Here is a 20994-nt window from a genome sequence, read left to right on the forward strand (position 1 = left end):
AGGGCTCCTTGCCACTTTGGCGATAATCACATTCATAAGGCGTGCTTCTGTTGCCCGGCCCAGGGCGCCAGCATAAAGCTGAATGCCAGGCCGAGGCTGACCGATAGGCCGAAATTACTTACCGCCGGCGTGCTGGACACGGCCAGCAGGCCGAACGACAACCAGGTCGTCAACGCCGCCAGCAGCGTGCCCAACAGGCTGACCGCCGGGCCGCCGATCTGCTCGCGCATCAAGATCGCGTAATCGACGCTGATCGCCGTGACCAGCAGCAGGCCGAACAGGCTGAACAGGGTCAGCGGCTGGCCCAGCCAACCAAGGCTGGCCAGGCTGCACAGCGCGGCGAGCAACGGCAGCGCGACGATGCGCAAGGCGCCGCCAAAGCCGAACGGCAGGATCAGCAACAACACGATCAGCACGCACGACATCAATTTCAATTCGGCCGCGCTGATCTGCGTGTCGGCAAATACCCGGTTCAATTCGCCGAGGCGATCGACCAGTTGCACCCCTGGCAAATCCACGGCCTGCACGCGCAGCAACGCCGGGTTGTTCAGGCCCTGCAGGCTGACCATCGCTGCCACGCCGCCGTCCACCGGGCCCAACCACAGCGTGCGCCAAGGCTCGGCCAGGGGCCCGGCCAGTGCGGCGTCGATGTCTTGGGTGGGCAGCGCTTGCAGTTGTGCGACTTCGGCCTGCAGGGCAGCGACGGGGACGCCGAGGTCCAGCAGCGGTTGCCAGTGTTGGGGCAGGTTGTTCAGCGCATCGCGCACCCGTTGTTGCTCGGCGGGTAGGCTGACCAGTTGATTGAGCGCCAGGTAGCCCTGGAGCTTGTCCATGTTCACCAGTTGATCCAGGCGTTGGCCCAAGGCACTTTCACGCTCCAGCAACTGCTGCTGGTTCTCGGCGCGCACCAGGAAGAACTGGCTGGTGGGCTGGAACCCGGTGATCCGCGCCACGGCCTGGGCCTCTTGGAGCAATTGCGGCGGCGCGCCGATCCACTGGCGAATATCGTTTTTGCTGTCGAGTTGCCACAGTCCACCGGCGCAAAACAGCAACAGCAGCGCCAGCAATGCCGGGCTGGGTACGCGCTTGAGCAGCGAGGCACGCACCAGCCACAGGCATTCGGCGATGCGCAGCGGCCACTGCGCCGGGCGCAGTTCCACGCCCTTGAGCAGCGCCGGCAACAGACACACGGCGGACAGGTAGGCGCCGACCAAGCCGGCAGCGGAGAACACCGCGATCTGGGTCAGCGCCGGGAACGGTGTCCAGGCCAGGGCCAGGTAGCCGATGCAACTGGTGGCCAGGCTCAGGCTCAGCCCCGGTAGCGTCAGGCGCAAGGCTGGCCAGCTGCGCCAGGGTTTCAGGCTCCAGCTTTTCGACAGGTAGTGCAGCGGGTAATCCACCGCCACGCCGATCAGGCTGGAGCCCAGCACCAGGGTCATTACATGCATGTGGCCGAACAGCGCCACACAGGCCACCGCGCCAAACAGCATGCCCACCAGCACCGGCACAAACGCCAGCAGCACGCGCCAGCGGCGAAACGCGAGCAACAGCAACAGCAGGATGCCCACGGTGGCGCCACCGCCGACCCAGGTGATCTCCCGCGTGGCTTGCTGCTGACCGTTGGCCGCATAGAGCAGGCCGCTGGCGGCGAGTAGCTGGGCGCCTTGCTCGCTGGCCTGTGCACGGCTGGTTTGGAGCAGGTCCGCCACTTGCAGCGGCAATTTCATGTCGAAGGCATTGCCGGTGGTGCGCGCGCGAAGCAGCACCCAGCTCTTGCCATCGGCGTCGGCGATCAACGCGCCGCTGCCAATGTCCAACTGCACCGCGCCGTGCTGCGGCTGGCTGTTCTGGATGCGCCCGGTCAGGCCCAGCCAATCGTCCTGGCTCGGCACCAGGCTGAAGCCGGTGAAGGGGTCGAACAGCGCTTGCACACGTTGCTGGATAAACGCGTCGGGCTGTTCGATCAGTTGTTCGCGGTCCTTGGCCGAGAGCATCGCCAGGCGCCCGCGCAGCAGTTGCTCGCGCAGCGCCGGCAGGTCCGCTTGCAGGTTCCACTGGACCTTTTCAAACAGCCCGCTGGCCTGCCAGCGCTCGCCCAACTGTTGCGCCACGGCCACCGCTTGCTGGCGGTCGGCATGCCCGACCAGCACCAGCATTTCGCGGTTCAGCGGCTCTTGCATGCGCTGTTCGGCTTTTTGTTCGAGCGCGTCCGGCGTGTTGCCCGGCACCAGTTCCATCAGGTTGGCCGACAACGGCGCGCCATGGCGCCACTGCCAACCGGCCAGGGCCAGCACGGCCACCAGCAGGATCAGGAACAGGCGCGGCAGCAGGCGCTCACTGGGCAAAGTCATGTTGCTCCGCGTCGCTCAGGGGCAAGGCTGCGGTGCTGTCTTGCATGCGCAGTAGGGTGCTGTCGCCCTGGGTTTCCAGCAGCTCGATGTTTTGCACCAGCTCGCCACCGTCGATATTGATCTGGGTGAAGACTTGTTTTAACAGCAGCGAGCGTGGGATCAGGGTCAGTTTCCAGTCGTTGGCTTCGCCTTGCAGTTGCAGTTCGAAGTCGCGTTGCAAGCCGCTGCTGTCGCCCTGAAGCACGGCGAGGAACAGGCGATTCTGCTCGGCACCGGCGCTCTTGTTCGGCAGCGGCTGCCAACCGTTGGCGTCGCGGCGGGCAATGCCCTGGGCGCTGATGCGGTAGTCCTGTTGCAGCGGGGTTTTGAGCAGCCATAGCAGGCCGTGGTCCTTGGCGAGCACGAAGGTGCCTTTGCTGACCAGCGGCTGGGGCAGGGCGCGCAGGTGTTTTTCCTGGGTGAAGCTGCCGTGGATCACCGAGGGTTTGGCGAGTTGGTCGCTGAGTTGCTGCAAGTCGAAGGCGTGTGCACTAAAGCTCAGGAACAACCCGATCAAAAAGGTGGGAGCGGGCTTGCCCGCGATGAGCCTGAGGGCGCTGCGCAGTGTCAGGCGGTTCGCGTTATCGTTGACGTCCATCGCGGGCAAGCCCGCTCCCACAGGGGATCTCATTTCAAGGCTCTCTCGACGGCGTCTGTGAATATTTTTGGGGAAGCGAGTTGCATCTCACGGCTGGCGATTTCCACCGCCACTTGCACCGTGCTCGCGCGGGTCAGGCGCTCGCCGCTGGCCAGGTCGGTGATCAGGTAATTGACCTTCAAACGGTTCTCCCACTCCACCAGGCTGGCACGCACGTTGATGGTCTGGCCAAACACGGCGCCGCGCACGTAGCGCAGTTGCATGTCGATCACCGGCCACGCGTAGCCCGACGCGAGCATCTGCGTGTAGTTGTGGCCGAGCTTGTCGAGCAGCGCGCAGCGCGCCACTTCCAGGTACTTCACGTAATGCCCGTGCCAGACGACGTTCATGGTGTCGACGTCGAAAAACGGCACGAGGATCTCGGTGTCGCAATGCAGCACGCCCGGGCTACGCATGCAGCCTCCAGTGTTGTGCGGCAATGCGCTGCAGGCACAGGCGCAGTTCGCCTTCGAGGGCGCGGTCTTCGATCACTGGCGGGAAGTCTTGGGCCAGTTGTTCGTGCATCGCGGCCAGGGCTGGCGGCAACGGCCGGGCGTCTTCGGCCTGGGCGCGTAGCCAAACGCCTTGGTTGGCGGCGAGCAAGGTGGCGGCGGCGACCTGTTCGGTCAGCTCCAGCACGCGGATCGCATCGCGGGCGGCGATGGTGCCCATGCTCACTTTGTCTTGGTTATGGCATTCGGTGGAGCGCGAGAACACGCTGGCCGGCATGGTGTTTTTCAACGCTTCGGCGGTCCAGGCGCTGGTGCCGATCTGCACGGCCTTGAAGCCGTGGTTGATCATCGCGCGGTCCTTGGGGGCGCCGGACAGGTTGCTCGGCAGGCCGTGGTTGTAACGCACGTCCACCAGCAGTGCGAGCTGGCGGTCGAGCAGGTCGGCGACGTTGGCTACCAGGGTCTTGAGGCTGTCCATGGCGAAGGCGATATGGCCGCCGTAGAAGTGGCCGCCGTGCAGCACGCGTTCCTCTTCGGCGTCGATGATCGGGTTGTCGTTGGCACTGTTCAGTTCGATTTCGATGAACGAACGCAGCCAGTTCAGGCTGTCGGCCAGCACGCCCAACACGTGGGGGGCGCAGCGCAGCGAGTAGCGGTCCTGCAAGCGATGCAGCGGTGCAGTCGGCGCGTCGATCGCCAGGTCCTTGCGCAGCCAGGCGGCGACTTGCATCTGCCCCGGGTGCGGCTTGGCGGCGAACAGGCGTTCGTCGAAGTGTTCCGGGTTGCCTTGCAGCGCCACCACGTTCAGCGCGGTGATGCGCGTGGCCAGTTGCAGCAGGTAGTCGGCGCGGGCGAAGGCCAGGCAGGCGAGGCCGGTCATCACGGCGGTGCCGTTCATCAGCGCCAGGGCTTCCTTGGGGCGCAACACCAGCGGGTCCCAGCCCAGCTCACGGTGCACGTCGGCGGCCTGGCGGCGTTCGCCACGGAACATCACTTCACGTTCACCGGACAAGGTCGCGGCCACGTAGGACAGCGGCGTCAGATCACCGCTGGCGCCCACCGAACCTTCTTCCGGGATCAGCGGCAGCACGTCGTGTTCGAGGAACGCATGCAGGCGCTCCAGCAGTTCCACGCGTACCCCGGACACGCCGTGGCACAGCGACTGCAAACGCGCAGCCAGCACGGCGCGGGTGGCTTGGGCGTCGAGCAGCTTGCCCAGGCCGCAACCGTGGAAGGTGTACAGGTGGCGGGGCAACGCTTCGACGTGCTGCAACGGCACGGCCACCACGCACGAGTCGCCGTAGCCGGTGGTCACGCCGTAGATCACGCCTTCCTTGTCCAGCAGCGAGTCGAGGAACTGCGCGCCCTTGGCGATGCGCTGGCGATAGGCGGCATCGCCCTGCAATTGGGTGGGCGCCTGACGGTTGGCCAGGGCCAGCACGTCTTCGATGCGCAAGGCGCGTTCGCCAAAGGTTACCGGCTCAAGATGCGTCGTCATCGGTCTTCCAGAAAGGGTAAAAGTTGAACCATTGTTGGGGCGCTTCCAGGCAGAACTGACCCAGGCGTGCGGCGTAACGCGCGGTCCACAGGGCTATGACCTGCTCGCGGGTATTACGTTTCCATTCGATCAACGGCGTGAACGGCTCGATGGTCAGGCGATAGCGGCTTTGGTGCTTGAGGCACATCAGCAGGTTCACCGGGCATTTGAGCAAGCCGGCCAGCAGCCACGGGCCTTGGGGGAAGGCGGCATCGTGGCCGAGGAAGTCCACGCGTACCGTGCGCCCGCCATGCAGTGGCACGCGATCGCCGGCGATGGCCAGCCACTCGCCGTCATCCAGGCGCTGACTGAGCAGCAGCATGGTGGCCGGGTCCAGCTCGCTGACCTGGATCAGGCGCAAGTGGGTCGCCCCGGCTTCCCCGAGCAGGCGGTTGAATTGTTCGGCGTGCTTGGTGTGCACCAGCACGTTCATGGTCACTTGCTCGCCGATTTCGGCGAGGGCGCGGCACACTTCGAGGTTGCCCAGGTGTGCACCCACCAGCATTTGCCCGCGCTCGCCGCGCAGTTGCCCGCGTAACTTGGCCGGATCGTTGATCTCGATCTGCTCCAGGCGCAGCTTGCCGTTCCACACGTCGAGCTTGTCGAGCAGGGAGTCGGCGAAGGCCATGAACTGGCCGAAGACTTTGCGCTGGGTCGGGCGCAGCTCGTCACGCCCGCTCCAGTCGGCCAGGCGCTGCTGGTATTGCCAGGCGCTCTGGCGCGCAGTGCGGCCGAACAAGTAGAAGTACAGGACGATGGCGTACAGCAACGGGCTCAGCACGCGGCGGCCAAGAACCTTGGCGGCGAACGCGGTGAGTTTCATCAGCAGGAAGCTGCCGCGCTCCTCGCGGTCGGCCCAGTGCTTGGCGCTGTCGCTCATGCCTGCCACCGTCGCCACAGGATCATCGGCGCACGCACCAGCATGCCGAAGAACAAGCGGGTGTGCATCGCCGAGATACGCACGTTGTCGCGCAGCAGGCGGAAATGCGACAGGCCATCAGCCGGGTAATGCACTTGGGTCGGCAGCCAGCGCATTGGCTGGTTGCGCCAGGCCAGGCGCACCAGGATGTCGGAGTCGAAATCCATGCGCGTGCCGATGTAGGCCGAGTCCATCAGTGCCAGCGTGGGGGCCAGCGGGTACACGCGAAAGCCGCACATCGAGTCGCGGATCTGCAGCGACAGGGTGTTGATCCACACCCACACGTGGGTCAGGTAGCGCGCGTACAGCCGTCCGTTGGGCACGCTCTCGTCGTATTCGGGGTAGCCGCAGATGACGGCGTCGGGGTGAGTGCGCGAGGCGTCGAGGAAGGTCTCGACTTCACGCAGGTCGTGCTGGCCGTCGGCGTCCACTTGCAGGGCGTGGCTGAAGCCCAGGCGTGCGGCTTCACGGAAACCGGCCATGACCGCGCCGCCCTTGCCCTGGTTGTTCGGCAAGGTCAGCAAGGTGACGTTGTCCAGGCTTGCCAGTTGTGCCAGCACCGCCGCACAGGCCGGGCTGCTGCCGTCGTCCACCAGCAGGCAGGGCAGGCCGCTGTTCAGCAGGCTCTGGACCACGGCGGGCACGGCAGCTTCGTGGTTGTAGACCGGGATCAGGGCGCAGGGGTTATGCATGGTTTGCCCACAGAAGCTTATTCACTTGGTTTCTCCAGCAAAATCCGCCCACTGGAGCAGGCCGCCTCGCCATTGCGGTAGGCGAAGTACAGCTTGCTGCGCTCCTGATCAAAGCGCAGGTGCAGTTGGATGTGGTCGCCCGGCCGTACGAGTTGCTGGAACTTGAGCACTTCCATCCCGGCAAAGGTCGTGGGCAGGTCGAGCAGTTGCTGGCCGAGGTTGAACGCCCATTCGATCTGCACTACGCCCGGCAATACCGGCGTGACCGGGAAGTGGCCGCTGAAGTAGGCCAGGTCCGGCGGGATGCTCAGTTGCAAGGTCCATTCGCCGTCGGCTTCGATTTGTTCCAGCACTTGCGGGGCTTTTGGCCGTGGGGCCAGCAGCAACGCCTCGACCTGGGCCTGGGGCAGTTTGCCTTGGCTGTTGAGGGGTAACTGGTGCAGCACACGCCAGCGACGCGGCAGCGCCAAGGCTTCGCAGTGTTGGCTCAGGTGCTGGCGCAGGGTTTGGGTGAGCGCACGACGGCCTTGATTGCGCAGGGCATGCAGGCCTTCGGCGCTCAGCACCACCAGCGCGCCGAGGGAGGCGCGGTTTTCCTGGACCACGCCCAGGCGGGTTTCGGCGACCCACGGGTGGGCCATCAGCGCCTGTTCGAGCATGGGCAGGGAGATGCGTTTTTCTTCCAGCTTGACGATGCGGTCCAGGCGCCCGAGCAGTTCGAAGCGGCCATCGGCATGGATGCGCGCGGCGTCGGCGGTCTGTTCGACATGCCCGGCGGGCAAATAGGGCGAGGCGATACGCAGGGCACCGTCGGCGTCCTGGCTCAGCGCCACGTCGGCGAACGGCTGCCAGGGCTGTGCGCCCTGGCGCCAGGCGATGCCGCCGGTTTCCGAGCTGCCGAGGATTTCCGTCGGCCATTGCTGCAAGCGGTCGTACAATTCGCCAGCGGCCTCGATGGGCAAGGCACCGCCGGAGGAAAACACCCGCGCCACCTGGCTCAGCGCCGGCCAGTCGAGGTTGTCGCCCATGCGCTTGAGCAGCGCCGGGCTGGCAACCCAGGCGAATTGTGGGTGTTCGCGGCTGGCGCGCTGTAAGTCCTCGGGAAAGGCCAGTTGCTTGCGCACAAAGGTACGCCCGGCACACAGGGGCCACAGCACGCGGAACAGCAACCCGTAGATATGCTGGGTGGCGACGCTGCCGATGATGCAGGCGTCTTTCAGGTCTGCGCCCCACAGGGTTTCCAGGGCGTCGACTTCGTTGGCCAGTTGGCGCAGGGTCTTGTCGATGCGCTTGGGTTCGCCGCTGGAACCAGAGGTGCACAGGCTCAGTTGGCAGGTATCCAGATCCAGCGCCGCAGCGCTCAACGGCGCCTGATACAGGGCGTCGAGGTCCGCGACTTCGGTCAACCAGGCGTCGACGGCTGCGTCCCAGCGTTGGCGGGTTTGCGGTTGCAGGTCGGCGGGCAGCAGTACGCCGACACCGGCTCGCCAGGCACCCAGCAGGGCGATCGCCAGCAGGCCGGCGTCTTCCAGGTGCACGGCGACGTGCTGGATACCACGCGCTTGCAGGCCCGCGGCCAGGCTCAGGGATTGCTCCCACAGCTGGGCGTGATTCATTGCAGGTTCGGTCGTGACCGGACGCTGTTCCAGCGGCTCAAGCAGCAACTGCTCAAGTTTCAACCCATTCATACGCGGCCTCGAACCCTTTGTCGTACCAGCCATTCCACGGCAAACAACAGCCCCATCAATCCGTAGGCGATCAGGCCGTTGTACAACGTCCACCAGCTCAGTGGCGCCCATAGGGTGAGGGCGGCGGCGAGCAGGCCATTACCTAGAAAAAACGCGCTCCAGACCACGGTGACCTGGCGCGTATACACAATCGCGTGGGGTGGCAGTTGCGGATCGGTCATGCGCGCCAGGCGCTCGACCATCGGCGGGCCGTATTTCAGGCTCAGGCCGAACAGCGCCAGCATGAATGCGCTGACCAGACTCGGATACCAGCGCAGCAAGTGCGGGTTGTCGAACCAGACCAACAGCAGGCAGAACACGATCACCGCCAATGCCATCCAGCGGCTGCCCGGACGCCGCGCGCCGGTCATTGCGCGCAACAGCCACAGGCTGCCCAACAGCAGGCCGAATTGCCACGGTGCAAAGTGCTCGGTGCCGTAATACACCGCAAAGGGGTACAGCAGCCCCGCCAACAACAGGCCAAGGCCGATCAGTCGGCTCATGCGGCGGGCTGGACCAGACGGTACACCGCCTCAACCACGTCGTTCACGGTGCGCACCGCCTTGAACTCTTCGGCAGCGATTTTCTTGCCGGTCTGGCGCTTGATATGGTCGATCAAGTCCACCGCGTCGATGCTGTCGATTTCCAGGTCCTGGTAGAGGTTGGCGTCAAGGGTGACGCGTTCCGGCTCCAGTTCAAACAGTTCCACCAGGGCATCGCGCAAGGTGTTGAAAATATCGTCACGAGTTTGCATGGTACGGTCTCAAGCTGCCTGTCGGGCCGTGACGAACGCCGCAAGGCTGGCCACGTCGGTGAAGTGATTGCGGGTGTCCTTGGCGTCGGCATCGATCTTGATGCCGTACTTTTTCTGGATCGCCAGGCCCAACTCCAGGGCGTCTACCGAGTCCAGGCCCAGGCCTTCGCCGAACAGGGTTTGGTCGCTACCGATGTCGTCGACGCTGATGTCTTCAAGGCCCAGGGCCTCGATGATCAGCGCCTTTATTTCTTGCTCAAGGCGTGTGTCTCGGTTGCTCATCTTCGGCGAGCTCCTTAATAAAATAGTCGTGCAGGTAATCGTTGAGCTTGCGTGAAGCCTGGGGCGCGGGCCCCAGTGTGGCGAACGCCTGTGGTTCTATATCGGCACCCACGCGCAAACTGAAGTGAAAGCGGCGTTTTGGGATGCGATACCAGGGTTCGGCCTTGGTCAGGGTCGTGGGGCTGACCTTGATCACCACCGGGGTGACGATTGTCGCACCGCGCAGGGCAATGGCGGCGGCGCCGCGATGAAAGGCGGGCGCGGCACCGGGTGTGGTGCGGGTGCCTTCGGGGAAAATGATCAGGGTCTGGCCGTCGCGCAGGGCGTCGGCGGCGGCGTCGAGCATGTCGGCGCTGCCGTCATTGCTGATGTAGCCCGCGTCGCGCACCGGGCCGCGCATGAACGGGTTCTGGAACAGGCTCTGCTTGACCACGCAGTTGGTCTGGCGCATCAGGCCGATCAGAAACACCACATCGATCAGCGACGGGTGGTTGGCGACGATCATCTGGCCTGGGCGGCCGAGTTTTTCCGCACCTTCGACGCTGTAGGTGAGGATGCCCAGGCGGTACATCAGGCGAATGAAAAACCAGAACAGGCAACTGATGGTGTGGCGGGCGCGCCGTTGATGCTGCTTGGCATCGCCCGGCAGGCAACTGAGCAGCGGGAATACCAGCAAACGCAGGCACAGGCCGCCGATGCCAAAGGTCAGGAAGCTGATGGCGGTCGCGAACAGGCGCCAGTAGTAGGCCTGCCGTGGCTTGTCGGTCATTACTTGCGTTGCCAGTTCCATACGCGGTTCTTCCAGGCATGTTGGCAGGCGCCCTGCTCGGTGAGCAGGGTGCGCAGCAGGTTCAGGGCGTGGGGCCACTGGGTTTGAGTGGGTTGGACAGTGCCGGTGTGCAGTTCCAGCTGCCACTCGTCGCCCGGTGTCAGCAACAGGCCGAGGGCGTAGGGGAATGGCACGTCTTTGATCCAGCTGGCGTAGGCGGCGGGCGGCTGTTCTTCGGTGATCACCAGCAACACCGCCGGGGCGCCTTCGTTGAGCAGCGCGGCGGCTTCGAGCACGCCGTGCTCCAGGCCATCGCCGGCGGCGGCGAGGGCGGTCATTTCGCTGGTTTCATTGCGCAGGATCGACCACAGGCCAATCACCGCGTTATGCACCGACAGGCTGAACTGGGTCGGCGACAGGGGCTGGTCGTTGGCCAGGTCGCTGAGGATGTCGAGGGTGCGCGGGGTTTCGCCATGCCGGGAGATGAACACCAGCGGCAGATCCTGCAGGCCTTCGGCCAATGGCCAGCCGACGCTGAACGCCATGCGCGCCAGGCGGCTGAGGCGACGGCGCTGCATGGCCGGCAGGAACGACACATCGGGGGAGGCTTCGCTGGCTGGCAGCAACACCGGGGCCTGGCACCAGGTGTGCCAGTCCTGCGCGCTTTCGAGACCTGGGGCCCAGGCCCGCCATTGGGCGATATTGAAATTGATCACTGAGAGGTTATCCCGCCCCTGCGGGCTTCCATGTGCGGCTGTTGGCCCCGAATACCGGGACAGGGAGCAATGGCCGAATGGCGCGCATTATCCCGGTGCCGTGGAGTTCTAGCAAACTTTGGTAATGAATTGTTCAAGGCTGATTACAAATGTGTTGGAAAGATTTACAGATTGTCCGTTACCGCAGGTCCGGTTGGATTGTCGGTTCGTTCTGTTTCATTTGTCGGCGATGGATGACAGTCCGCGCGCCAATCGCCCGTGATGCAGCAATGCATGGATGAACGAGGTAGCTAACAGGCGCTTTTGCCCTCTACACTCGGACATTCATTGATACACGGAGGTTTTTCCATGCGGCGTGTGGTGTTCAATCAAAAAGGCGGTGTGGGCAAGTCCAGCATCGCCTGCAACCTGGCGGCAGTCAGCGCCAGCGAAGGCTATCGAACCCTGTTGGTGGACCTCGATGCACAAGCCAATTCAACCCAGTACCTCACCGGGCTGACCGGCAACGACATCCCCATGGGGATCGCGGATTTCTTCAAGCAAACCCTGTCTTCCGGGCCGTTTTCCAAGAAAAACCAGGTGGACATCTACGAAACCCCCTTCGATAACCTCCACGTGATCACCGCCACCGCCGAGCTGGCGGACTTGCAGCCCAAGCTTGAGGCCAAGCACAAGATCAACAAGCTGCGAAAGTTGTTGGACGAGCTGAGCGAAGACTACGACCGGATTTACCTGGACACCCCGCCAGCCCTGAATTTTTATGCGGTTTCAGCGCTGATTGCCGCTGATCGCGTGCTGATCCCCTTCGATTGCGACAGTTTTTCGCGCCAGGCCCTGTACGGCCTGCTGGCGGAAATCGAAGAGTTGAAGGAAGACCACAACGAAGGCCTTGAAGTGGAAGGCATCGTGGTCAACCAGTTCCAGGCCCGGGCGAGCCTGCCGCAGCAGATGCTCGACGAGTTGATTGCCGAGGGGTTGCCGGTGCTGCCGGTGTACCTGGCCAGCTCCGTGCGCATGCGTGAGTCGCACCAGGAGAGCAAACCGCTGATCCACCTGGACCCACGGCACAAGCTGACCCAGCAGTTTGTGGAGTTGCATAACTTGCTGGAAAACGCCTGATCTGACAGATCACTGAAAATCCCTGTGGGAGCGGGCTTGCTCGCGAATGCGGTGTATCAGTCACAGGTATTTTGACTGGCCCACCGCATTCGCGAGCAAGCCCGCTCCCACATTTGTTTTGCATTCCGGCAGAGGGATTTGGATTTGTCCCACAGAGGCTGTAGGACAGGTCTGGCAATAGGGCATGAGCCTTGTATCGTTGCCTACGCGTACGCCAGAATCCGCCGGCTTGTGCGTCTGGAGGGGTGTCTCTTAAGGTTCGCCGGTCGCTGAATGTTCAGTGATCGGGTTTAGTAGCCCGTGTTGAGGCGTACAGCAATTCTCCATTTTATGGTGGCTGTACGGAGGGCGCTTTCGAGCGCGCCGGTTGCGTCTCCCGGTCTACTAACCTGCGTACAGCTGCCACCCTCTGTTTAGTAGCGGTCGGTTGCAGCTCCATTTAGGAGACGATCCATGGCTAATGTTTATTGCGTCACCCCCAACCTCCCCACCGAAACCCTCGTGCTCAACAGCTACGAAACCTTCTCTTCCGTGCGCACCCTGCTGCTCAACCTGTCCAACGACCTCACCGGCGAACACCGCGACGTGGCCTTGGCGATCCACCAATTGAGCGAACTGGGCGTGCTGCTGGTCGGCCAGATGATGGACCGCGAAGCCCCACTGGCCTGAACCTGCAATGCGATCAATGTGGGAGCTGGCTTGCCTGCGATAGCTGTAGTGAATTCAACACTGTCATCGCAGGCAAGCCAGCTCCCACATTTCGACCGAGTTACACGCCCTGGCTGCGCAGCCAGGCCATCAACTGCGGCAACGGGAACGCCCCGCTCTGGCGCGCCACTTCGCGGCCGTTCTTGAACAGGATCAAGCTAGGAATCGAACGAATCCCCAACTGCGCCGACAGCTGCTGATTGGCCTCACTGTCCAGTTTGGCCAACCGGCACTTACCCTCCAGTTGCCCCGCCGCCTGCTCAAACACCGGCGCAAAGGATTTGCAGGGCCCACACCAGTCGGCCCACACGTCCACCAGCAGCGGCAAGTCTCCTTTGATCTGGCTGGCGTAGTCGCCTTGCTTCAGCTCGAAAGGCTTGCTCAGTAAGACTGGCTGCTTGCAGCGCCCGCACTTGGGCGCGTCGCCCAGGCGTTCGCCGGGGATGCGGTTGAGGCCGTTGCAGTGAGGGCAGGGGATGACGAGAGGGTTGGACATGAGGGCTCCTACAGTAATTGAAAGGTTACGACGAACAACTAATCTCCAAATGTTTACCCCAATCCGGCGGCCGCTGCGCGTATTGCTCCATCCCCGGCTGTTCTTCAAACGGCTTGCTCAGCACCTCATGCAGCCGCTGCACTTCACTGTAGTCCCCGGACTCGGCAGCGGTGATGGCGTTCTGCGCCAGGTAGTTGCGCAGGAGGTACAGCGGGTTCACCGCGTGCATCCGTGCGCGGCGCTGTTCCTGGCTGTAATCCCCGTCCCGTTCAACGCGGGCCTTGTACAGGTCGGCCCAGGCGTCAAACCCGGCCATGTCGACAAAATCATCACGCAGCTTCGCCACGGCCAGCGCCGCCGACTCATCGCCAAGGCGGCGGAAGAACAGGGTGTAATCCACGCCGCTGTTCTGCATCAGCTTCAGCAGGCGCTCCACCAGTTTCTGGTCGTCATCTTCAGCGGTGGTGAGGCCCAGCCGGCGGCGCATCAAGTCCAGGTAGTTCGCCTGATACAGCGGCAGGTACAGGCCAAGCGCTTCTTTCAACGCATCCACACTGATAAACGGCGTCAATGCCTGCGCCAATGCGCTCAGGTTCCACTGGCCGATCGGCACCTGGTTGCTGAAGGAGTAACGCCCTTCATGATCCGAATGGTTGCAGATGAAGTGCGCGTCAAAATCATCCAGGAAGGCAAACGGCCCAAAGTCGAAGGTGATGCCCAGGATCGACATGTTGTCGGTGTTCATCACCCCGTGGCAGAAGCCATAGGCCTGCCATTTGGCAATCAGCTCGGCGTTGCGCTCGACGATTTCACGGAACATCGCCAGGTACGGCTCAGGCTGTTCGCGGCATTCAGGGTAGTGAAGATTCAGTACGTGCTCGGCCAAAAGCGCCTGCTGCTCGGGCTTTTTGGTGTAGTAAAAGTATTCGAAATGCCCAAAGCGGATATGGCTGGGCGCCATGCGCAAGACCATCGCGCCATGTTCCTGTTTCTCGCGCCACACCGGGGTGTCGGAGCCGATCACGCACAGTGCACGACTGCTCGGGATGCCCAGCGCATGCAGCGCTTCAGAGGCGAGGAATTCACGAATCGAAGAGCGCAGTACCGCACGCCCATCGCCCATGCGCGAGTAGGGCGTCTGCCCGGCGCCCTTGAGGTGCAGGTCCCAGTGCTCGCCGGCGGCGTTGTACACCTCGCCCAGCAGCAAGCCCCGTCCATCACCGAGCTGCGGGGTATAGCCGCCGAACTGATGCCCGGAATAGACCATCGCCCGCGGCTCCGCTTCTGCCCACAGCTTGTGCCCGCCGAACAGTTCGGCGAACACCGGTGTTTCGGCCTCGGCCGGGTCGAGGTCGAGCAGGGCCATGGCGGCAGGGCTTGCGACCACCAGTCGGGGGGCATCGAGGGGTTCGGGCAAAACGTGGGTTGAGAACGCGTCGCCCAAGCGTGCGAAGCGATTGTCGAAGGTCAGTTCGTCGAGGGCTTTCACCGGCCATCTCCAGCAGAATGTCCGAGCATTCTGCTGGGGATAACGCGGTTAGTCGAGTTTGCTCGGCGGCGGTTCGGTGACGCCGCCGTCGTTGGCGGGCTTGGCCGGGCTGTCGACTTCCACCAGTTTGTATTCCTGGCCGTGGAGGTTCTTGAGGTAGACCTCCATCTGGCGGAACGAGATGTTGATGTGGTGGTTCTTGAACTCGCGGTTGATAAAGCGGTTCACCTCGTCGATCACCGGGTTGCGGTCACCGAGGTCGCGCACGTGCATGCGCAGTTCGTGGTCGAGGGTGCTTTCGCCGAAGTTGAGGAAGTAGACATGAGGTTCCGGTTCCTTCAGCACCCGTGGGTTTTCCCGGGCGGCCTTGAGCAGCAATTCCTTCACCAGATCCAGATCCGAGCCGTAGTCCACGCCCAGTTTCAGGGTCACACGGGTGATGGTGTCGGTCAGCGACCAGTTGATCAACTGCCCGGTGATGAAGGTCTTGTTCGGGACGATGATGTCCTTGCGGTCAAAGTCGGTGATCGTGGTGGCGCGGATGCGGATCTTGCTCACCGTGCCCGACAGGTTGCCGATGGTGATGGTGTCGCCGATCCGCACCGGGCGTTCGAACAGGATCATGATGCCGGAGATAAAGTTGGCGAAGATCTCCTGCATGCCGAAGCCCAACCCCACCGACAGCGCCGCCACCAGCCATTGCAACTTGTCCCAGCTCACGCCGAGGGTGGACAGCGTAGACACAAAGCCGACGCCGGCAATCACGTAGGAGAGCAATGTGGTCGTCGCGTACGCGCTGCCCTGGGCCAGGTCCAGCTTGGACAGCACCAACACTTCCAGCAAGCCCGGCAGGTTGCGTGCCAGGGCAAAGGTAATGCCGACAATGATCGAAGCCCCCAGCAAGTCGCCGATACTGATGGGCACCATGCTGATATTGGCACCTGTGCCGCTGGTGTATTCGTAGAGGGTCACGTTGTCCAGGTAGGAGAACACCGTGATCAGGTCCTTCCACACCCAGTACAGCGCCGCGATGAAGCCGCCGAGCAGGGCCAGGCGGATCAGGCGCATCGACTGTTCGTTGACCTGCTCGATGTCCAGGGTCGGTTCTTCGATCACCGCTTCGCCGTCGCCGGCTTCCTTGGCCGCCTGGCGTTTGGCCAGGGCGCGGGCATAGGCCAGGCGCCGTGCGGCAACACCCAGGCCACGGACGAAAGTGGCTTCGATCACCAGCCAGAACATCAGCAGGTACAGGGTGTTGATCAAGCGGTCGCTGAGCTTGAGCGCGGTGTAGTAGTAGCCGAAGCACACGGCGATAAACAGTGCGATGGGCAGCGCGGTAAACAGCACGCCCACGGTTTTGCGGAACAGCGAGGCCTTTTCGTGCGTGGGGCTATGCAGCAACAGGCGGCCCAGCAGCCAGGCCATCAAGGCGTAGCACAGCAGCACCACGCCGATGCCCAGCACATCGTCGGCCAGCGCCGCCGGTTGGTGCTCGGCGATGGCCACCACGGCCACCAGGGCCAGTACCACCAGGCCGAGTTTGCGCACCCAGCCTTGCAGGAACTCGACCTGGGGTTTCTCCCAGCGAAAGTGCAGCTCCGCCACGCCGCCGGGCGCCAGGATGCGATAGGCGGTGTAGAACACCATCCACGCCTGGGCGATCTGCAACAGCGCAGCGCCCAGGTTGGCGTTTTGCCCGCGGGCGTCGATCTGCAAGGCATAGCCGCATAGCGCCAGGCCCAGGGATACCGGCATCGCCAGCAGGATATTGATCAGGATCGCCTGGGGCGTATGCCACTGGCTGTCGCGCTTGAAGTGGCCGATGTCCTGATGGACTTTGTTCAGACGCTGATACAGGTTTTTACGCCGCCACAGCAGTGCGCCGATCAACAGCAGCAACGGCAGGAACAGCAGCGGCCGCTGGGTCAGGCCGTCATACAACTCGCTGACGCTGGAAGCCCAGGGCAGGGTGGTGATTTGCTTGCTCAGGTTCGCCGGTACGGTTTCCAGCCACTCGGTGTCCAGCGGCTTGTTGCTGGGGATCCAGAACATCTGCTCATCCAGCGTCGCGCGCAAGGTGGTGGCGGTGCTCAGCAGTTGTTTCTGGTTGAGTTGCAGGGTGATCGATTCATTCAGCAGCGCACTCAGCTCACGGCTAAGGCGCTCCAGCAGGTCGCTGCGGGTGATCGCCAGTTCCAGCAGGGTGCGGCGCAGTTGCGGGGTGACGTCTTCCGGCGACTGGTTCGCCAGCAGGTTATCCACATACGCGCTCGGGGAACTGATCAGCTCACGCTGTTGGTTGACCTCGAACTGGTACAGGCGAATGTTGGCGATGTCGTCCGCCAGGTCGCGGTCCACGGTGAGGCGCGGCAGGGCCTGCTTCTGTTTGTAGAGGATCTTGGACAGCAGCAGGCTGCCCTTGAGCACGTTGATCTGCTCGTCCAGGGCGGCATCGCTCTGGGTCACGGTGTCCAGTTGCTGCTTGGTCTGCAGGTTTTTCTGGGTCAGGTCGTTGAGGCGGTCGGTGCTTTTGAGCAGGTAGTCGGACAGCTTCAGGTTGGCCGCGCTTTCGGTGGCCAGCAGGCTGCTGCCCCCGGCTTTCTGCGCTTCGATGGATTGCTGGGTGACGGTCTGTTGCGACTGTGCCAGACGTTTCTGGTTGATCAGGGTTTGCAGGTCCTGGATCTCTTGTTCCAGGCGCGCGGTCTTTTCCATCACCAGGTCATGCTGGCTGTTGCCCAGGTCTTGCAGTTGGCTGTTGCCGGCCAGTTCCTGGCGGCGCAGCGGGATCAGCGCGTTGAGCGCGGCAAGTTCGGCGTTGAGCTGGTTGCGCTGGTCGGCGCTGAGGGTCTTGCCGTTGTCTTTGCCAGCCTTGAGGGTCGAGTTGATCTGCAGGATGCGCGTCTGGCTGTTGCTGATTTCGGTCTGGGCGCGCTCGGGGCGGGTCTGGGCGGCGATGCTCAGGCTGTTGGCTTCGGCCAGCTCTTTTTGCAGGTCGCCTTGCTGGGTGGTGCGCTGCACCAGCAATTGTTCGAGCTGCGGCACCGGCAGGCTGGCGTAGCGCTGGGCCACCGGGATGACCTTGGTGGCCTTGAGCCGGGTCAGTTCACGCTGGTTTTCGGCGGTCTGGCGCGGCGCGTCGCCCAGCTGGCGCTTGAGGTCCACCAGACGCTGCTCGTAATCCTGCTTGTTGCCCAGGTACGTCAGGGTCTGTTGCAGGATGGTCTGCAAGGCCTTCATGTCGGCGTCGGGCAGCTTGCGGTCGGGCAGCTTGTCCAGGGTTTGCTGGATGGCGTCGGCGCTGGGCGGGTCGGCCGCGTGAACGGTGCCGACACAAAGGGTCAGGCCCAGCAGGGCAGTGGCGAGAAACGAGCGCAGGATTGGCATAGAGACCGGTCGAGCAAGGTGAAGAATCGGGGGTGTTGTCGCCCCGCAGTTTAGAGGAAGAGTCCGGGGCCCGGGCGACTTCCTTCGGGGAATCTGACGCCCACTTTGCCGATCTTGTTCCCGTCCATGACCGCGACGGTCCAGATGGTGTTGTTCCATTCCACCTGGTCGCCGACGATGGGCGCGCCGCCGACTTTCTGGGTGATGAAGCTGCTCAGCGGCATGTCTGGGTCGATGCCTTCCAGTTTCAGGCCGTACAGGGCGGAAACTGCGCCCAGCTGGGCGTCGCCTTCGAGGACGAAGTCGCCGAAGAAGCGCAGGTCGAGGCCGCGTTGCGGCGCCTGGCTGAACAGTTTGCCCAGGGCCGGCAGGTTGTGTTCGTGGCCGATCACGCAGAGCAAGTCGCCGACTTCCAGCACCGTACTACCCGACGGGTGGAGCAGTTGCTGGCCACGGAACAGTGCGGCGATCCGCGTGCCCTCGGGCATTTTCAGCTCGCGCAGGGCGGCGCCGATGCACCATTTCTCGGCACCCAGGCGGTAGACGAACAGCTCCCACTCGCTGGTGACGTGCACTTCCAGGGCCGCGCGGGAAATCGGCGCCGGGTCCGGTGGTACGGTGACCTTGAGCAGCTTGGCCACCCACGGCAGGCTCGTGCCCTGCACCAGCAGCGAGACCAGCACGATAAAGAACGCCAGGTTGAAGTACAGCTGCGCGTGGGGCAGGCCGGCCATCAGCGGGAACACCGCGAGAATGATCGGCACCGCGCCGCGCAGGCCTACCCAGGCGATAAAGGCTTTTTCGCGGCCGTGGAACGCCTTGAACGGCAGCAGGCCGACGATCACCGACAGCGGCCGCGCAAACAGGATCATCCATAGCGCCAGGCCCAGGGCCGGCAGGGCAATCGGCAGCAGGTCATGGGGCGTGACCAGCAGGCCCAGCACCAGGAACATGCCGATCTGTGCGAGCCAGGCCATGCCGTCGAGCATATGCAAAATGCCATGACGGCTGCGCACCGGCCGGTTGCCGATCACCAGGCCGCACAGGTACACGGCGAGGAAGCCGCTGCCGTGCAGGGCGTTGGTCACGGCGAAGACGAACAGGCCGCCGGCGATCACCAGGATCGGGTACAGGCCGGTGGCCAGGTTGATGCGGTTGACCATTTGCAGCATCAGCCAGCCGCCCCCGAGGCCGACGACGCCGCCGATGCCGAATTCGCGTACCAGGTGGGTCAGCAGGCTCCAGTGCAGGCCGGTCTGGCCGCTGGCGAGCATGTCGATCAGGGTGACGGTGAGAAACACCGCCATCGGGTCGTTGCTGCCGGACTCGATCTCCAGGCTGGCGGTCACCCGTTCGTTGAGGCCCTTGCCGCCCAGCAGCGAGAACACGGCGGCGGCGTCGGTCGAGCCGACAATCGCGCCAATCAACAAGCCCTGGATGATATTGAGGTCGAACAGCCAGGCCGCGGCCATGCCGGTGAGGCCGGTGGTAATCAACACCCCCACCGTGGCCAGCGACAACGCTGGCCAGAGTGCCACGCGGAAACTCGCCACCCGGGTGCGCAAGCCGCCGTCGAGCAGGATCACGGCCAGTGCGAGGTTGCCCACCAGGTAGGCGGTCGGGTAATTGTCAAAGATGATGCCGCCGCCATCGACACCGGCAACCATGCCCACGGCCAGGATGATCACCAGGATCGGAATCCCCAGGCGGGACGAAAGAGAACTCACCAGAATGCTCGCACTCACCAGCAACGCGCCGATCAAGAACAGGCTGTTGATGGTCGTCGCATTCAAAGGCAGTACTCCATGGGCAAACAAGACGGGGCGCAAACTGACCATGCAGTCTGCGTGCCAGCGATTCTAACCTGTTGAATTGCTGCGCTGTCAAAAAGCTTTTGCAGGTTGGCGAAGATCCAATGTGGGAGCGGGCTTGCTCGCGAAAGCGGTGTGCCAGTCGATACACCTGGCGACTGATACACCGCTTTCGCGAGCAAGCCCGCTCCCACATTTTTGGCCGAGGTGTGTCAGTTAGAGGCGGAAACGGCCGACCATCCCATTCAAATCCACCGCCAATCGCGACAACTCACTGCTCGCCGCACTGGTCTGGTTGGCGCCCGTCGCCGATTGCACCGACAGATCGCGGATATTCACCAGGTTGCGGTCCACTTCCCGCGCCACCTGCGCCTGTTCTTCCGCGGCGCTGGCGATCACCAGGTTGCGCTCGTTGATCTCGACAATCGCAGTGTTGATGGTATCCAGCGACATCCCTGCACCTTTGGCGATGTTCAGCGTCGATTCCGCACGCTCGGTGCTGTTGCGCATCGAATCCACCGCGTGTTCGGTGCCGGCCTGGATGCTGCCGATCATCCGCTCGATCTCGCTGGTGGATTGCTGGGTACGATGTGCCAGGGCGCGCACTTCATCGGCGACCACCGCGAAACCACGTCCGGCTTCACCGGCGCGGGCGGCTTCGATGGCGGCGTTGAGGGCCAGCAGGTTGGTCTGGTCGGCGAGGCCGCGAATCACGTCCAGTACCTTGCCGATGTCCCGCGACTCATTGGCCAGGTCGCCAATCAATGTGGCGGTGGCTTGCACATCACCGCTCATGCGTTCGATGGCGCTGACGGTTTCCTGCACCAGATCACGCCCGTCACCGGCCGAGGTGGTGGCGTTGCGCGAGGCTTCGGAGGTGCTTACGGCATTGCGCGCGACTTCTTCGACGGCGCTGGTCATTTCATTGACGGCGGTGGCGGCTTGTTCGATCTCGTTGTTTTGCTGGGTCAGGCCACGGGCGCTTTCGTCGGTGACGGCGTTCAGCTCTTCGGCGGCCGAGGCGAGTTGGGTGGCGGACCCGGCGATGCGTTGCAGGGTGTCGCGCAGTTTGTCCTGCATCTTGGCCATGGCGGCCAGCAGGCGGCCGG

General features: G+C 63.5%; 19 protein-coding genes. 2 read left to right on the forward strand and 17 right to left on the reverse strand.

Translation table 11 applies throughout. The features are described 5' to 3' along the window. Nucleotides 1-32 precede the first annotated feature (32 nt). From AC3ISR_RS02145 to AC3ISR_RS02200, 12 genes are read right to left on the reverse strand one after another with little or no spacing between them, the layout of a single operon-like run. On the reverse strand, nt 33-2351 hold the full coding sequence (locus AC3ISR_RS02145; RefSeq protein WP_463983854.1) for an MMPL family transporter: 2319 nt from the start codon (nt 2349-2351) through the stop codon (nt 33-35). Next, on the reverse strand, nt 2335-2988 hold the full coding sequence (locus tag AC3ISR_RS02150; RefSeq protein WP_192298593.1) for an outer membrane lipoprotein carrier protein LolA: 654 nt from the start codon (nt 2986-2988) through the stop codon (nt 2335-2337). The genes AC3ISR_RS02145 and AC3ISR_RS02150 overlap by 17 nt, the downstream gene beginning before the upstream one ends. A 29-nt stretch (nt 2989-3017) precedes the next feature. Further along, nucleotides 3018-3443 carry an acyl-CoA thioesterase gene (locus tag AC3ISR_RS02155; RefSeq protein ID WP_192298324.1) on the reverse strand — a complete coding sequence of 142 codons (426 nt, stop codon included), beginning with the start codon at nt 3441-3443 and terminating at the stop codon, nt 3018-3020. Then, nucleotides 3436-4977: an HAL/PAL/TAL family ammonia-lyase gene (locus AC3ISR_RS02160; RefSeq protein ID WP_226455553.1), complete on the reverse strand. Its 1542-nt coding sequence runs from the start codon at nt 4975-4977 to the stop codon at nt 3436-3438. The genes AC3ISR_RS02155 and AC3ISR_RS02160 overlap by 8 nt, the downstream gene beginning before the upstream one ends. Then, the gene (locus tag AC3ISR_RS02165) at nt 4961-5896 is read right to left on the reverse strand and encodes a lysophospholipid acyltransferase family protein (RefSeq protein ID WP_192298322.1); all 936 of its coding nucleotides are present in this window, start codon (nt 5894-5896) and stop codon (nt 4961-4963) included. Before AC3ISR_RS02165 ends, AC3ISR_RS02160 begins: the two co-directional genes overlap by 17 nt. Further along, nucleotides 5893-6627, reverse strand: a complete 735-nt coding sequence (locus tag AC3ISR_RS02170; protein ID WP_463983855.1) for a glycosyltransferase family 2 protein — start codon at nt 6625-6627, stop codon at nt 5893-5895. The genes AC3ISR_RS02165 and AC3ISR_RS02170 overlap by 4 nt, the downstream gene beginning before the upstream one ends. A 17-nt stretch (nt 6628-6644) precedes the next feature. Further along, the gene (locus AC3ISR_RS02175; protein WP_463983856.1) at nt 6645-8315 is read right to left on the reverse strand and encodes an ApeI family dehydratase; all 1671 of its coding nucleotides are present in this window, start codon (nt 8313-8315) and stop codon (nt 6645-6647) included. After that, entirely contained in the window at nt 8312-8857 is a 546-nt protein-coding gene (locus AC3ISR_RS02180; protein WP_463983857.1) for a COG4648 family protein, read from the reverse strand. Before AC3ISR_RS02180 ends, AC3ISR_RS02175 begins: the two co-directional genes overlap by 4 nt. Then, nucleotides 8854-9108 carry an acyl carrier protein gene (locus AC3ISR_RS02185; protein WP_003209389.1) on the reverse strand — a complete coding sequence of 85 codons (255 nt, stop codon included), beginning with the start codon at nt 9106-9108 and terminating at the stop codon, nt 8854-8856. The genes AC3ISR_RS02180 and AC3ISR_RS02185 overlap by 4 nt, the downstream gene beginning before the upstream one ends. 9 nt (nt 9109-9117) lie before the next feature. Then, complete coding sequence (locus tag AC3ISR_RS02190) at nt 9118-9390, reverse strand: phosphopantetheine-binding protein (RefSeq protein WP_192298318.1); 273 nt, start codon at nt 9388-9390, stop codon at nt 9118-9120. Continuing rightward, a complete protein-coding gene (locus AC3ISR_RS02195) occupies nt 9365-10180 on the reverse strand; it encodes a lysophospholipid acyltransferase family protein (RefSeq protein WP_192298317.1) in 816 nt (271 codons plus the stop codon). The genes AC3ISR_RS02190 and AC3ISR_RS02195 overlap by 26 nt, the downstream gene beginning before the upstream one ends. After that, nucleotides 10159-10875 (reverse strand): beta-ketoacyl synthase chain length factor, encoded by a 717-nt coding sequence (locus AC3ISR_RS02200; protein ID WP_463983858.1) that lies wholly within the window; start codon nt 10873-10875, stop codon nt 10159-10161. Before AC3ISR_RS02200 ends, AC3ISR_RS02195 begins: the two co-directional genes overlap by 22 nt. A gap of 348 nt (nt 10876-11223) precedes the next feature. On the opposite strand from AC3ISR_RS02200, the gene AC3ISR_RS02205 reads away from it, so the two are divergent. Both AC3ISR_RS02205 and AC3ISR_RS02210 read left to right on the forward strand, forming a co-directional pair. After that, the gene (locus AC3ISR_RS02205; protein ID WP_071482694.1) at nt 11224-11994 is read left to right on the forward strand and encodes a ParA family protein; all 771 of its coding nucleotides are present in this window, start codon (nt 11224-11226) and stop codon (nt 11992-11994) included. A gap of 453 nt (nt 11995-12447) precedes the next feature. After that, a complete protein-coding gene (locus AC3ISR_RS02210) occupies nt 12448-12663 on the forward strand; it encodes a DUF6124 family protein (RefSeq protein ID WP_192298315.1) in 216 nt (71 codons plus the stop codon). Nucleotides 12664-12763: 100 nt separating this feature from the next. Here AC3ISR_RS02210 and trxC read toward each other — a convergent pair whose 3' ends face one another. The 5 genes from trxC to AC3ISR_RS02235 all read right to left on the reverse strand — a co-directional run bounded on the left by trxC (nt 12764) and on the right by AC3ISR_RS02235 (nt 20974). Beyond that, a complete protein-coding gene (gene trxC / locus AC3ISR_RS02215; protein WP_192298314.1) occupies nt 12764-13198 on the reverse strand; it encodes a thioredoxin TrxC in 435 nt (144 codons plus the stop codon). 25 nt (nt 13199-13223) lie between these two features. Then, the gene (gene selO / locus AC3ISR_RS02220; RefSeq protein ID WP_463983859.1) at nt 13224-14687 is read right to left on the reverse strand and encodes a protein adenylyltransferase SelO; all 1464 of its coding nucleotides are present in this window, start codon (nt 14685-14687) and stop codon (nt 13224-13226) included. A gap of 48 nt (nt 14688-14735) precedes the next feature. Beyond that, nucleotides 14736-18074, reverse strand: a complete 3339-nt coding sequence (mscK, locus tag AC3ISR_RS02225; RefSeq protein ID WP_192298312.1) for a mechanosensitive channel MscK — start codon at nt 18072-18074, stop codon at nt 14736-14738. A 50-nt stretch (nt 18075-18124) separates the two neighbouring features. Next, the gene (locus AC3ISR_RS02230; protein WP_192298311.1) at nt 18125-19867 is read right to left on the reverse strand and encodes a potassium/proton antiporter; all 1743 of its coding nucleotides are present in this window, start codon (nt 19865-19867) and stop codon (nt 18125-18127) included. A gap of 234 nt (nt 19868-20101) precedes the next feature. Further along, nucleotides 20102-20974, reverse strand: coding sequence for a methyl-accepting chemotaxis protein (locus tag AC3ISR_RS02235; RefSeq protein ID WP_370694905.1), 873 nt, complete (start codon nt 20972-20974; stop codon nt 20102-20104). Nucleotides 20975-20994: the final 20 nt, after the last annotated feature.

The organism is Pseudomonas sp. GL_117 (genome assembly GCF_057835125.1).